The organism is Scleromatobacter humisilvae (genome assembly GCF_023231945.1).
Taxonomy (GTDB): Bacteria; Pseudomonadota; Gammaproteobacteria; order Burkholderiales; family Burkholderiaceae_C; genus Scleromatobacter; species Scleromatobacter humisilvae.
Genome location: NZ_JAJLJH010000004.1, coordinates 301400 through 314784, shown reverse-complemented (window position 1 = coordinate 314784; position 13385 = coordinate 301400). Strand labels below are relative to the sequence as shown.

General features: G+C 70.4%; 10 protein-coding genes. 5 read left to right on the top strand and 5 right to left on the bottom strand.

Annotated features, from left to right (window positions below; translation table 11 throughout):
- Positions 1-13: 13 nt before the first annotated feature.
- Positions 14-757, bottom strand: coding sequence for a hypothetical protein (locus LPC04_RS17275; RefSeq protein ID WP_275683499.1), 744 nt, complete (start codon positions 755-757; stop codon positions 14-16).
- A gap of 158 nt (positions 758-915) precedes the next feature.
- Between LPC04_RS17275 and LPC04_RS17270 the strand changes: the two genes are divergently transcribed.
- Together LPC04_RS17270 and LPC04_RS17265 are read left to right on the top strand one after the other, a co-directional pair.
- Complete coding sequence (locus LPC04_RS17270) at positions 916-1236, top strand: hypothetical protein (RefSeq protein ID WP_275683498.1); 321 nt, start codon at positions 916-918, stop codon at positions 1234-1236.
- A gap of 92 nt (positions 1237-1328) precedes the next feature.
- Entirely contained in the window at positions 1329-3509 is a 2181-nt protein-coding gene (locus LPC04_RS17265) for a TonB-dependent receptor (protein WP_275683497.1), read from the top strand.
- A 399-nt stretch (positions 3510-3908) separates the two neighbouring features.
- Here LPC04_RS17265 and LPC04_RS17260 read toward each other — a convergent pair whose 3' ends face one another.
- Both LPC04_RS17260 and LPC04_RS17255 read right to left on the bottom strand, forming a co-directional pair.
- Complete coding sequence (locus LPC04_RS17260) at positions 3909-4166, bottom strand: hypothetical protein (RefSeq protein ID WP_275683496.1); 258 nt, start codon at positions 4164-4166, stop codon at positions 3909-3911.
- A gap of 78 nt (positions 4167-4244) precedes the next feature.
- Positions 4245-5507 carry a glycosyltransferase gene (locus LPC04_RS17255; protein WP_275683495.1) on the bottom strand — a complete coding sequence of 421 codons (1263 nt, stop codon included), beginning with the start codon at positions 5505-5507 and terminating at the stop codon, positions 4245-4247.
- A 345-nt stretch (positions 5508-5852) separates the two neighbouring features.
- Here LPC04_RS17255 and LPC04_RS17250 point away from each other — a divergent pair, with 345 nt between their 5' ends.
- A complete protein-coding gene (locus LPC04_RS17250) occupies positions 5853-7490 on the top strand; it encodes a serine/threonine-protein kinase (RefSeq protein ID WP_275683494.1) in 1638 nt (545 codons plus the stop codon).
- Between the two features lie 49 nt (positions 7491-7539).
- On the opposite strand, the gene LPC04_RS17245 is transcribed toward LPC04_RS17250, so the two are convergent.
- Positions 7540-7983, bottom strand: a complete 444-nt coding sequence (locus LPC04_RS17245) for an SET domain-containing protein (RefSeq protein ID WP_275683493.1) — start codon at positions 7981-7983, stop codon at positions 7540-7542.
- 2 nt (positions 7984-7985) lie between these two features.
- Complete coding sequence (gene queF / locus LPC04_RS17240) at positions 7986-8423, bottom strand: preQ(1) synthase (protein ID WP_275683547.1); 438 nt, start codon at positions 8421-8423, stop codon at positions 7986-7988.
- A 351-nt stretch (positions 8424-8774) separates the two neighbouring features.
- Here queF and smc point away from each other — a divergent pair, with 351 nt between their 5' ends.
- Complete coding sequence (gene smc / locus LPC04_RS17235; protein ID WP_275683492.1) at positions 8775-12293, top strand: chromosome segregation protein SMC; 3519 nt, start codon at positions 8775-8777, stop codon at positions 12291-12293.
- A gap of 13 nt (positions 12294-12306) precedes the next feature.
- Positions 12307-13383, top strand: coding sequence for a cell division protein FtsZ (locus LPC04_RS17230; RefSeq protein ID WP_275683491.1), 1077 nt, complete (start codon positions 12307-12309; stop codon positions 13381-13383).
- Positions 13384-13385: the final 2 nt, after the last annotated feature.

The following is a 13385-nucleotide window of genomic DNA, read 5'->3' as shown; positions in this document are numbered from 1 at the left end:
CGTCAGCGTGCGGCTACCAGCAGAAGCGCTCGTGGTCGTGCGTCGCCGCGCGGCGCTCCTGCAGCGCGGCCAGCATCTTGGGATCGGCCAGCGCCGTCGTCTCGCGCTGGAGGTCGTCGCGCAGGGCCTGGATGGCCGCGGCCAATGCCGCGTTGCGATCGTCGGCGACCGCCGGCAGCTCGGTGTAGCCGAGGAGCTTGTACGGATGCGCGGCGACCCAGTCGATCGCGCGGCGCTCGATCTCCTCCTGGCGCGCGACGCTGCACATCGCGTAGCCGTCCATCGCGGGCTCGGTGGCGTTGATGAAGCTCTGCACGATCGCGGCGGACCGGACCAGCTGCAGCGAGCGCATGTCCAGCACGGCCTGCATCGTCAGGAAGCGGCTGCGGCCGACGTAGTACCAGAACACCGCGTCGTCGCGCAGGTCGACGTCGTACAGGCGCATCGCCAGCGCGAGCAAGGTCTGCGGCTTGACGAGGCCGGGGTTCGCGCCGATGCCTTCCTCGGCACGCCTGATGTCGTTGCGGTTCGCGGAGGACAGCAGCTTGTCCCAGTCCGGGTCGACATTGACCTTGGCGGGCGAGTTGAGCTTGTCACCCGAGAAATAGTAGGGCGGCACGTCGACGTAGAGCTTGTGGACGGGTCGCGCGCTGATCGCGGGCTGCGCGTCGGACGCCGGGGCCGACGCCGGCTGTTCCGCGGCGAGCAGGGGCGCGGCGAGCAGCGCGGACAGGATGGGAACGAGGAGAGATCGCATGGGCCGGTTGACGTCACGGGGACGCGAAATGCTGTGCGGCGGATTGTCCTTGAAGTGCGACGAGGATCGCGCCGGCGTGACGCGCTTTGCATGCGCGCAACGCGCGAATGGCCCTCGACAGCCGCGCCTCAGGCTGGCGTGCTCATAATCGACGGCTCATGCGCAAGCTGCTGCTCACCTTCGTCCTGCCGCTGATCCTGCTGTTCTCGCAGCAGGGCGCGGTCGTGCACGAGCTGAGCCACTTGACCGACGCCATCGCCCGCGCGGCGGCCGGCGAGGGCTCGTCCGGCCAGCAGGCCGGCGACCTGCAGTGCGAGGCCTGCCTGGCCTTCGCGCACCTGGCCGGCGTGGCCACGGCGCACGTCGCGCATCCGGCGCTGCTGAGCTTCAGCTTCGCGGTGCCCGAGAACGAAGCGCCGGTGTTCATCGCCGCCGACGCGCCGACCGCGCGCAGCCGCGGACCGCCCCGCCTCCTCTGACTCCCGTTTCAGTTCGTCGACCCGCATGACGGGCTGCGCTTTCGCGCGGCCGCATGCGGCGCACCTGCATTCGTCTCCAGAGGATTTCCCACATGTTCGGTTTCAAGCACCGGAACGTGGCGCGCGCGCTCGTTCTTTCCGCACCCCTGTCCGTTTCACTTTCCGCGTTCGCCGACGACGTGCCCGCGCCCGCGGCCGCGGCCTCCGCGCCGCCGTTCGCCAGGACCGTGGTCGCCGCCGCGTCGGCGGGCTCGCAGACCGTGGTGGTGGCCGCCGCGCGCCAGAAGCTCGACGCCGCGCGCAACGGACTGTCGCCCGACACCGGCAGCAACGTCTTCAAGTTCGGCGAGGCCGACATCGACGCGCTGCCGATGGGCGAGGCCACGCCGCTGAACCAGGTCGTGCTGCAGGCGCCCGGCGTCGTGCAGGACTCGTACGGCCAGTTGCACGTGCGCGGCGACCACGCCAACGTGCAGTACCGCATCGACGGCGTCGTGATCCCCGAGGCGATCAGCGGCTTCGGCCAGTCGCTCGAGACGCGCTTCGCCGACAACATCGACGTGCTGACCGGCGCGCTGCCGGCGCAGTACGGCTACCGCACCGCGGCCGTCGTCGACATCAAGACCAAGGCGCAGGCCGAGGGCACCAGCGGCAGCGTCAGCGCCACCGGCGGCAGCAACGGGCACCACGAGGAGAGCGGCGAGATCGCCGGCGCGAAGGGGCCGCTCAGCTGGTACCTCACCGGCTCGCTGCTGAAGGACGGCATGGGCATCGAGAACCCGACGTCCTCGCGCAGCGCGCTGCACGACCAGACGCAGCAGACCAAGGGCTTCGGCACGCTGTCGTACCTGCTGGGCGACGACAGCCGGCTGAATTTCATGTTCGGCGTGTCGAACAACCACTTCGAGATCCCCGACGTGCCGGGCCAGACGCCGCAGTTCTCGCTGGTGGGCGATCCGACCGTGAACTCCGCGGCGCTGGACGCGCGCCAGCGCGAGCGCAATGCGTTCGAAGTCCTGTCGTATCAAGGCCACTTCGGCGACGCCACCGACTACCAGCTGTCGTATTTCCACCGCGAGACCGACGTGCACTACGCGCCCGACCCGGTCGGCGACCTCGTGTTCGATGGCATCGCCGCCGACGTGAGGCGCAAGAACACCGCCGACGGCGTGCAGCTCGACTCGAGCCATGCGCTGGGCAAGACGCACACGCTGCGCGGCGGCATGTTCTTCCAGCACGAGCGGTTCACGGTCGACAACCAGTCGTCGGTGTTCCCGGCCGACGCCGACGGCAACCAGACCAGCACGACGCCGATCTCCATCGCGGACGACACGCGCATAGCCGGCAACCTGTGGGGCGTCTACCTGCAGGACGAGTGGCAGCCGGTCAAGAGCCTGACGATCAACTACGGCGCGCGCTTCGACAACGTCGACACGGTGGTCGACGAGCACCAGCTGAGCGCGCGCCTGGGCGTGGTGTGGGACGCGAGCACGTCGCTGCGCCTGCACGCCGGCTTCGCGCGCTACTTCACGCCGCCGCCCACCGAGAAGATCGACACCACCTCGGTGGCGAAGTTCGCCGGCACGACCAACGCGCTGCCGTCGGACGCGGATACGGCGGTCAAGTCGGAGCGCTCGAACTACTTCGACGCGGGCCTGGCCTGGGACGCGACGTCCAACCTGTCGCTGGGCGTCGATGCCTACGACCGCGAGGTGCGCAACCTGCAGGACGAGGGCCAGTTCGGCAACGCGCTGATCTATTCCGCGTTCAACTACGCCAAGGGCCGCGTGCGCGGGCTCGAGCTGACCGCCAACTACAAGCTCGCCGCCTTCACCGCGTACGGCAACCTCGCGTTCTCCAAGGCCGAGGGCCAGCAGATCGTCACCGGCCAGTTCAACTTCGACCCGGAGGAGATCACCTACATCGCCTCGCACTGGGTGCATCTCGACCACGACCAGAAGGTGACGGCCTCGGCCGGCGCGTCGTATCGCTTCGCGACGCAGACGACGCTGGGCGCGGACGCGCTGTTCGGCAGTGGCCTGCGGAGCGGCTTCGCCAACAGCGAGCACCTGCCCAGCTACACGCAGGTCAACGCCTCGCTGTCGCAGGCCTGGGACTTCGGCGGCTGGCTCGGCAAGGTGGACGGCCGGCTGTCGGTGCTCAACGTGTTCGACCACGTCTACGAGCTGCGCGACGGCACCGGCATCGGCGTCGGGGCGCCGCAGTTCGGGCCGCGCCGCACGGTGTACGCGAGCGTGACGAAGTCGTTCTGAGCTTTACGCAAGCCGCCGGCTCGACGGCGGCTGACGGGAACCTGTCTTGCCCGTTTCGTTGACCACGGGTCGCCGCAGGAGGCGGCGGCCCGGGCAACGATCGGCGACATGGGGTCGCCGGCGCATCCTGGAGCTTTGCCCGATGAACCCGCTTGCTGCAAACCGTACCGTCATCCGTCCGCTGCCTCCGCACGGACGCGCGCAACGCTGTTCCTATGTCGAAGACTTGAACTGGCCCGCCGCGCGGCCCACGCCCGACAAGAAGCCGGCGCGCCCGACCGAGGTCTGGGTGCCCGGGCCCAACGGGCAATGGGAAGGCATCACGCCGACGCTTCAATGAACATCGTCAGCGCAACAAGAAGGCCGCCTCGATCAGGCGGCCTTTTCTCTTGCGCGGGATCAGTTGCTGGCGGCGGAGCTGGCCGACATGGCGGCGCTCGCGGCATCGGAGCCGGCCACGGCGCTGGCGCTGCTGATGCTGTCCATCGGCGTCGACGCGGTGCCCATCGCGCTGGAGGCGCCCGTGTCGGGGGCGCTGGCGGCGGTGTCGGACGTCGGGGTGTTGCTGACGTCTTCCTTCTTGCTGCAGCCGCCGAGGGCGAACTGCGAGGCGAGGGCGACCGCGAGGGTCAGGGACAGCGAGAGCGAACGAATCATGGCGGACTCCTCTTGGAAGTGAATGCGGCGCCGCGATCGCGGCCAAGCCGCCAAAGGGCATCCGGCATGCCCGCGCGCTCAGTTCGCCGACGCCCGGTACGCATCCCTGTGCGGCGCGCCGGCGACCCGCAGCGGCGCCACGTCGACGAGGAGCCCGGCGGGCTCGTGCGCGAACTCCACCAGCAGCCTGTGGACGCGTTCGGCGGCGCGTTCCCAGGTGCACGAATGCACCGCGATCAGTGCGTCGATCCGGCGCTGGCGGCGCAGCGGCCCGCGTTCGCACATCGCGACGCGGCAGGCCTCGACGAAGGCATGCGCGCCGTCGGCGATGCGCACGGTGTGGCCATGCAGCGCGGCGACGTCGTGCACCGGCGTGCTGACCACCGACTTCTGCCCCGCCAGGTACTCGAGCGCCTCGATCGGCGCCGCGCGGTGCGCGCAGACGTCGACCTTGAGCGGCAGCAGGCACACGTCCCAGTGCGCCTGCAGGTGCGGCAGGATCGCGTAGGTCTGCGCGCCCAGCCACGTCAGGTTGCCGCGCCGCGGCAGCGCCTCGGGCGCGACGCCGCGCAGCGGGCCGGCCATCACGAAGTGCCAGTCGGGGCGCAGGTCGGCCATGCGGGCGAGGAGGTCGAGGTCGACGCGCTCGTCGATGACGCCGAAGAAGCCCAGCCGCGGATTCGGGATCGCCGCGTGGATCGCGCGCGCCGAGACGGCCTCGATCGACTTGGCCGACATCGCCGGCGGCGCGAAGTGCGTCGCGGCTACCGCGTTGGCGATGCAGTGCACGTTGGCGTGGCGGCCACGATGCGACTGGTACAGCGACGGGCCGCCGGCCACGACGACGTCGGCCAGCTGCATCAGCCTCGCCTCGCGGTGGCGCAGGATGTCGTCGTCCGACGTCGCCGCGGCGTCGTCGTGGCAGTCGTAGACGATGCCGCGCGGATCCAGCGCCTCGGCCAGCGGCAGCGGGGCCGGCGTGTCCAGCCAGACGAGCGGCCGGGCGATGCCGCGCTCGCGCATGAACGTCGCCAGCAGGCGGCCGACGACGGGCAGCTGCTCGTCGTGGAAGCCGCGGGCGTCGCAGCGCGTGTGCGCGACCAGCACCTCGACGCCGGGCGCGGCCTCGCCGCATTCGAGCCACGGATCCTGGTGCGTGGTGCGCGGCTCCTCGACGTAGAGCACCCGGTAATGCTTTGCAAGCCGGGTCAGCAATTGTTGCGGTCGCTGCCAGTCGAAACGCCAGCGCGTGGCGGCGAACACGACCAGGGGCGGCCGCTCCGCGGCGCCGTCCTGCAGCGTGGGACGGGCGGACGTGGCGTGCGCGGCGGAGAAGTTCATGGCCGGTTCCTGCTGCCTGCGGCGTTGAAACAAGTTGTCGATGCTGTTGCGGCTGGCGGCTAAGCCTGTCGTGCAGCGCGTCGATGCGATCACCAGAATGGGTCAGCAAATGACGTGCCGCAGTGCAACATGAACACATCGCGTGAGAGAATGGCCCGAAGCAACGAACTCCCGTCGTCAACCCCTTGGGGTTACCACGGAGAGGGCGCCAACCCGGGCAACACGGGCGCCGACCCTGGAGGGCAACCTCCGGCAGATTTCCGACACGACAACGACGATCCGGTGCCGCGCTTCTTCGACGAGGCGCTGGTGGACTCGATGTCCGGATCCAGTGGAGAGGGCAGAGTGACGATCGTGACGAACGCGCCTGACAAGATAGGCAAGTACCGGATCACCGGCGTGATCGGCGCGGGCCTGAGCGGCGTCGTCTTCAAGGCGTTTGATCCGTCGTTGCAGCGCGTGCTGGCGGTCAAGTCGCTGCATCGCGACGTGCCCCCCGACGCGCGCGCCGCGCGGGCGTTCGCCGGCCGGCTGGTCGAGCAGGCGCAGGCCATCTCGCGCGTCAACCATCCGAGCATCGTCACCGTCCACCAGATCGACGAGGCCGACGGCCGCGCCTTCATCGCGATGGAACACGTCGCCGGCCTGAACCTGGCGCAGTGGCTGTCGGTGACGCCGCTGCCGCCGCAGGCCGCGCTGCTGCAGGTGATGGACCAGCTGCTCGACGCGCTCGAGTGCGCGCACCACGCCGGCGTACGCCATGGCGACCTCAAGCTCACCAACGTGATCGTCACCAGCGCCGGACTGGTCAAGCTGACCGACTTCGGCCTCGCCCGCGCGGAGGGCCGCTCGGGCCTGCTCGCCGGCGTCGCGCCCGAGTACCAGACCGGGCGCCTGATCGACCAGCGCGTCGACATCTACGCGGCCGGGGCGATCCTGTACCGCATGCTGGTCGGGCGCGATCCTTACGCCAACGCGCTGGCCGACACCGCCGCCGACGCGCTCGGCGGCACGCTGCGCCTGCCCAGCACGATCGCCGAGGCCCAGCGTCCTCCGGTGTTCGACGCCGTGGTGTCGCGCGCGCTCAAGCTCGATCCGGGCCAGCGCTTCAGCACGGCGTCCGAGTTCCGCGACGCCTTGCGTGACGCCACCCAGGTGCGCGTGCCCGAGCACGGCACGCGCGCGGTGACGATCGATTCGACCGGCACCGCGGTCGCGAGCAACGCCGCCACCATCGCGCCGATGCTCGGCGAGATCGCCCACGAACCCATGTCGGGCCGCCGCGCCGCCCCGAGCGGCAAGAGCGTGCCGACGCTGACGATCGCCATTCCCGACAGCGTGCTGTCCATGCCCTCGCACGACCCGTGGGCACATGGCGGCTCCGCTGCCGGCGTTCCGGTCGATCGCCGCGAGAGCGTGCTGGCGTCCGACCTGGTCGCCAACGACGACGGCTATGCCGCGGCGCTGCAGAGCCAGATCGAGCGCAACCGCCGCGCCGCCGCCGCGGCCGCCACCGCCGCGCTGACCGCCGCCGCCGACTCGGCCGCCGCCGAGCCGCCGGCGGTGCCGTATTCGCGGCGCGCGCCGCCGCCGAGCGCGACCATCCCGACGCTGATGTCGTTCCCCAACGAGGTGCCGGTGGGCACGGGCACCGGCATCGTCATCAGCGGGCCGGTGGCACAGTCCACGTCCTCGCTGAACCCCTCGCTGTCCAGCGGTGCCGGCGACTACGCGCAGACCGACCACCTGGACCTGCCGCTCGCCGGCGACGGCGTCGGCATCCCGGCCGAGGCGCTGCGCCGCCTGACACGCGTGCTGTCGCAACACTTCGGCGACATGGCGCCCGAGATCCTCATGCGCGCGGCCCCGCGCGCGGGCACGATCCCCGAGCTGCACACGCTACTGCTGGCCCAGGCCGGCGCGAGCATCGACAAGAAGCGGCTCGCGAAGCAGCTGAAGGCGATCGCGAAGCTGCCGCTCTGAGAACTGCCGGCGAACCGGGCCGCTGCCTCCGCGCCCGACCGCTTGCGCTTCAGAGTGCCCCGACGCAGTTCGGCGCCCCGCACCGGCACCGCAGCTTGCCCTCATGGTGCGTCTCGCCGTAGTTCACGGTGATCTCCTCGCCCGGCTCGATGCCGCGCAGCGAATAGAACTCGATGCGCCCGGCGATGATGGCCAGGCGGGCGTTGGCCTGGCAGGAGTGGTTCGTGAAGCGCATCGGATCGGTGGACTTCGACGCGTCGATCGCGGTGCGCGGCGACACCTCCACGATCATGATCCGCTGCAGCGACGCCGCCCGGCGCCGGCCTTCGGCGCAGGTGATCGCCTCGCCGCGGATCTCGCCGATCTTCAGGCGCGGCGGGATCATCTCCGCCGCGAACACGCCGTGGCCGTCGATCTCGCTCCTGCGGACGATGACGTCGAACTTCTGGTACGGCGCGCGGACGACGACCGGATCGGCAGCGTGTCTCGACATGCTCAGAGCAGGCCGACCGCGTGGCCCAGCGAGGCGACGGCGGGCAGCTCGACGCGCGGCGCGGGCGTCCAGCCCTTCTTGCGATGCTCGACGACGACGTTGGTGTAGATGCCGCCGCGCACGTACCACTTCGCGGTGATGCGCACGAAGCGCGGGTCGGTGGCCGCGACGATGTCGTCGAGGATCGTGTTGGTGACCTTCTCGTGGAACGAGCCCTCGTTGCGGTAGCTCCACATGTACATCTTGAGGCTCTTCAACTCGATGCACGTCTGGTCGCAGATCATGTCGATCGTGAAGTGCGCGAAGTCGGGCTGGCCGGTCAGCGGGCAGTTGCACGTGAACTCGGGGATCTGGAACTGGATGACGTAGTCGCGGCCCGCGGACGGGTTCGCGAACACGTGCAGCTCCTTGCTCGGCGCGGTCGGCGGGTTGGGCGGCATGTCGCGGGCACCGACCTTCAGCGCGGTCTTCGCGGCGGCCTTGGTGGCGCGCTTCGGGGTGGTCGGGGCGGGGGTCTTCTTGGCCATGGGTTTGCCTTGGGGCATGCCGGCGGGCGATGCGGATTTCTGGGGGGCGCGACTGGTCGCCAGTCTGCGGAAGGGGAGGGTCGCGATGGTATCATCCCGGGCCTTTTCCCGTGTCCGCGGGGGTGCTCGCCGGCCTCTTGAAGACGCGAAGAAACCTCATATAAATCAACACGTTAGCGCACATCAAAGCCGTCGCCGGGAGCGCCTCCCGGCGGCTGGACTGACATCCGCTCCTCGACGTGCTCCCCAGGCGCACCACCGTTCATGCGGCTCAATTCGATCAAGCTTTCCGGATTCAAGTCCTTCGCGGATCCGACCACCTTCCAGCTGCCCGGCCAACGCGTCGGCGTCGTCGGGCCCAACGGCTGCGGCAAGTCCAACATCATGGATGCGGTGCGCTGGGTGCTGGGCGAGAGCAAGGCCAGCGAGCTGCGCGGCGAGTCGATGCTCGACGTCATCTTCAACGGCTCCGGCTCGCGCAAGCCGGCCGCGCGCGCGAGCGTCGAGCTCGTGTTCAACAACGAGTCGGCGCGCGCCGGCGGCCCGTGGAACCAGTTCGCCGAGATCGCCGTCAAGCGCGTGCTCACGCGCGAGGGCGGCTCGAGCTACTTCATCAACAACCAGCCGGTGCGGCGCCGCGACGTGCAGGACGTGTTCCTCGGCACCGGCCTGGGCCCGCGCGCCTACGCCATCATCGGCCAGGGCACGATCGCGCGCATCATCGAGTCGCGGCCGGAAGAACTGCGGCTGTTCCTCGAAGAGGCGGCGGGCGTGTCCAAGTACAAGGAACGCCGGCGCGAGACCGAGAACCGGCTCAAGGACACGCGCGACAACCTGCTGCGCGTCGACGACATCCTGCGCGAGCTGAACAACAACCTCGAGAAGCTGGAACGCCAGGCCGAGGTCGCGACCAGGTACAAGACGCTGCAGGAGCAGGGCACGACCAAGCTGCACCAGCTGTGGTTCCTCAAGCATCGCGATGCGTCGACCGAAGCCGATCGCGTCAAGAAGGCCGTGCTGGAGTCGACCAACGCGCTCGAATCGCGCATGGCCGACCTGCGCCATGTCGAGGCGCAGCTGGAAGAGGTGCGCGTCGCGCACTACGCGTCGTCGGATCGACTGCACGCGTCGCAGGGCGAGCTCGCGCAGGCGCAGCTGGAGGTCAGCCGGCTCGAGGAGCGCATCCGCTACGTCGTCGAAGGCCGCCAGCGCGCCGAACAGCGCCTGGCCGAGCTGCAGGCGCAGAACGCGCAGTGGGTCGCGCGCCAGGAAGACGCGAAGTTCGAACTCGAACAGAACGCGGAACAGATCGCGGGCGCGGCAGAACAGGCCGAGCTGCTCGCGGCGCAGGCCGAAGAGGAATCGATGCGCCTGCCCGACGTCGAGGAAGCCGTGCGCATGGCGCAGGCGCGCGCCAGCGGCCAGCGCGGCGAGGTCACGCAGGTGCAGCAGCAGATCCAGGTGCTGGCGGCCGAGAGCCGCAGCATCGAGGAGCAGGCGCGCGCGCTGCGCAGCCGGCGCGAGCGCCTCGCCGCCGAACGACAGCAACTCGCCACGCCCGACCTGGCCAGGCTGGAAGACCTGAAGCAGCGCAGCGCGCAGGCCGACGAGTCCAAGGACGAGATCGAGGCGCGGCTGCACGAGGTGAGCGAACAGGTCCCCGAGCTGGACGAGCAGCGCCGCACGCAGCAGGAGACGCTCAATCGCGACCAGTCGCGCCAGGCCGACCTCACGGCGCGTCTCGAAGCCCTGCGCGCGCTGCAGGAAAAGGTGCAGACCGAAGGCAAGCTCAAGCCGTGGCTGGCCAAGCACGGCCTCGACGGCCTGGCCGGCCTGTGGACCAAGGTGCACATCGAGAGCGGCTGGGAGACGGCGCTGGAGTCGGCGCTGCGCGAGCGGCTCAATGCGCTGTCCGTCGGCCGGCTCGACATCGTGCGCGCCTTCGTCGGCGACGCGCCGCCGGCCAAGCTGGCGTTCTATTCGCCGCCGCAGGACGCGATCGCCAACACGCACCGCACGCTGCCGCGGCTGTCCGACCTGCTCAAGTTGAACGACGCCGGCCTGCAGGCCTTGCTCAACGACTGGCTCGAAGGCGTCTATACGGCACCCGGTATGGACGAAGCCCTGGCGCAGCGCGGCCAGCTGACGCACGGCGAGGTCATCATGACCCGCGACGGCCACGCCGTCTCGCAGTTCGCCGTCGCCTTCTACGCGCCCGATTCGGAGCAGGCCGGCATGCTGGGCCGCGCCCAGGAGATCGAGCACCTGGAGCGCGAGTCCAAGGCACAGGTGATGATCGCCGACGAGGCGCGCGCCACGCTGATCCGCATGGAGGCGGCCTACACCGACGCGGCGCAGCGCCTGCAGTCGGTGCGCCGCGAGGCGTCCGACGCGCAGACGCGCGCGCACGAGCTGCACGTCGAGCTGCTGCGCCTGTCCTCGCAGGCCGAGGCCGCGACGACGCGCCGCACGCAGCTGGAGGACGAGCTCGCCGAGATCGACGCGCAGGACGAAGGCCTGATCGAGCGCCGCATGACCGGCGAGGCGCGCTTCGAGGAACTCGACCAGCAACTGGCGACGACGCAGGAGCGCCAGGCCGATCTCGAAGAGGGCGTGATCGCCGCGGAGCGCAAGCTGTCCGACGCGCGCGAGCAGCTGCGCGCGCTCGAGCGCCGCGCGCAGGAAGCGCAGTTCAACACGCGCGCGCTGTCCGCGCGCCAGGGCGAGCTGCAGCGCGCCATCGAGACCGCCGCGCAGCAGGTGCAGACCAACACGCAGGCCGGCGAGCAGCTCACGCTGGAGCTCGACTCGTTCAACGACCAGGCCGCCGGCACGGGCCTGCAGGAGGCGCTGGAGCTTCGCTCCGAACGCGAGGCCGCGTTGGGCACGGTGCGCGGCGAGTACGACGAGCTGTCGCTGCAGCTGCGCAAGGCCGACGAGCAGCGCCTCGAGTTCGAGCGCAGCCTGCAGCCGCTGCGCGACGCCATCACCAAGCTGCAGCTGGAAGAACAGGCCGCGCAGCTGGGCGGCGCGCAATACATGGAGCAGCTCGTGGCCGCCGAGGTCGACCTCGAGCTGCTGGGCAAGAGCATCGAGGACGGCGGCGTCAAGCTGCACGGCCTGCAGACCGAAATCGACCGCATCGGCCGCGAGGTCAACGCGCTCGGGGCGGTCAACCTGGCCGCGCTCGACGAGCTCGTCTCGGCGCGCGAGCGCAAGACCTTCCTCGACGCGCAGACCGCCGACCTGAACGACGCCATCGGCACGCTGGAAGGCGCGATCCACAAGATCGACCTCGAGACGCGCGACCTGCTGATGAAGACGTTCAACCTCGTCAACGAGCAGTTCGGCCGCATGTTCCCGAGCCTGTTCGGCGGCGGCCAGGCCAGGCTGGTGATGACCGGCGACGAGATCCTCGATGCCGGCGTGCAGGTGATGGCCCAGCCCCCGGGCAAGAAGAACTCCACCATCCACCTGCTGTCCGGCGGCGAGAAGGCGCTGACCGCCATCGCGCTGGTCTTCGCGATCTTCATGCTCAACCCGGCGCCGTTCTGCCTGCTCGACGAAGTCGACGCGCCGCTGGACGACGCCAACACCGAGCGCTACGCCAAGCTGGTCAACGAGATGTCGTTCAAGGGCACGCAGTTCCTGTTCATCTCGCACAACAAGATCGCGATGGAGATGGCCGAGCAGCTGATCGGCGTGACGATGCAGGAGCAGGGCGTCTCGCGCATCGTCGCGGTCGACATGGAGGCCGCGCTGTCCATGGCCGAGCTTGCCTGAAGGCGCCGCTTCGATGTCCGTCAACCTGACCACCGCGCTCATCGCGCTCGCCGTCCTCGTCCTCGTCGGCATCGTCGCCCAGGGGCTGTGGAAGGCGCGCCGCATCAAGGCGAGCACGGCCCGCAGCGGCGGGCTCAACGTCGTCGTGGGCGACGAGCCCGGCGCGCGCCGCGAGCCCGCGATGGGCGGCGAGCCCGCGCCGGCCGACGCCGACCTGCCCGCCGCCGCGTCGCCGCGTCCCGACAGCCGCCTCGCGCCGGTGCGCCGCTCCGTGCGCCTCGATGCGCTGATCGACGCCATCGCCACGCTGACCGTCGACGCGCCCGTCGCCGGCGAGCGCGTGCTGGCGCACGTGCCCGGCGCCAATCGCGTCGGCACCAAGCCGTTCTTCATCGAAGGCCTCAACAGCGAGACCGGCGAGTGGGAGGCCATCGTGCCCAACGCGCGCTACGGCGAGTTCCAGGCCGGCGTGCAGATGGCCAACCGCAACGGCGCGTTGAACGAGATCGAGTTCTCGGAATTCGTGCAGAAGCTCGAGGCCTTCGCGCAGGCGATCGGCGCGTCGACCGACCTGCCCGACATGCTCGAGAGCGTCGCCCGCGCGCGCGAGCTCGACGCGTTCGCGAGCCAGCACGACGCGCAGCTGGTCGCGCTGCTGCGCGCCAACTCGGTCGCGTGGTCGGTCGGCTACCTCACGCAGATCGCGCAGCGCCACGGCTTCGTGCCGGGCGCGGTGCCGGGGCGTCTCGTGCTGCCGGCCATCGAGGAGGGCGCGCCGCCGGTGCTCGTGCTGGGCTTCGACGGCCAGGCCGCGCTCGCCGACGACCCCGGCCAGGCCGCCGTGCGCGAGCTGACGCTGGGCCTGGACGTCGCGCAGACCGAGGAACTCGCCGAGCCCTTCGCGGCCTGGCACGGCGCGGCGCGCAAGCTGGCCGACGACCTCGACGCCGCGATCGTCGACGACCAGGGCCAGACGATCACGCTGCACGCGTTCTCCGCCATCCACGCCGAGCTGACGCGCTTGTACGAGGCCTTGATGGCGCACGACTTGGCCGCCGGCTCGCCGGGCGCGCGCCGACTCTTCAGCTGAGC

What these genes read in the sequence shown, in the direction of transcription:
- LPC04_RS17275 (WP_275683499.1), bottom strand. Translation starts at nt 757, where the DNA reads ATGCGATCTCTCCTCGTTCCCATCCTGTCCGCGCTGCTCGCCGCGCCC.
- LPC04_RS17270 (WP_275683498.1), top strand. Translation starts at nt 916, where the DNA reads ATGCGCAAGCTGCTGCTCACCTTCGTCCTGCCGCTGATCCTGCTGTTC.
- LPC04_RS17265 (WP_275683497.1), top strand. Translation starts at nt 1,329, where the DNA reads ATGTTCGGTTTCAAGCACCGGAACGTGGCGCGCGCGCTCGTTCTTTCC.
- LPC04_RS17260 (WP_275683496.1), bottom strand. Translation starts at nt 4,166, where the DNA reads ATGATTCGTTCGCTCTCGCTGTCCCTGACCCTCGCGGTCGCCCTCGCC.
- LPC04_RS17255 (WP_275683495.1), bottom strand. Translation starts at nt 5,507, where the DNA reads ATGAACTTCTCCGCCGCGCACGCCACGTCCGCCCGTCCCACGCTGCAG.
- LPC04_RS17245 (WP_275683493.1), bottom strand. Translation starts at nt 7,983, where the DNA reads ATGTCGAGACACGCTGCCGATCCGGTCGTCGTCCGCGCGCCGTACCAG.
- queF (WP_275683547.1), bottom strand. Translation starts at nt 8,423, where the DNA reads ATGCCGCCCAACCCGCCGACCGCGCCGAGCAAGGAGCTGCACGTGTTC.
- smc (WP_275683492.1), top strand. Translation starts at nt 8,775, where the DNA reads ATGCGGCTCAATTCGATCAAGCTTTCCGGATTCAAGTCCTTCGCGGAT.
- LPC04_RS17230 (WP_275683491.1), top strand. Translation starts at nt 12,307, where the DNA reads ATGTCCGTCAACCTGACCACCGCGCTCATCGCGCTCGCCGTCCTCGTC.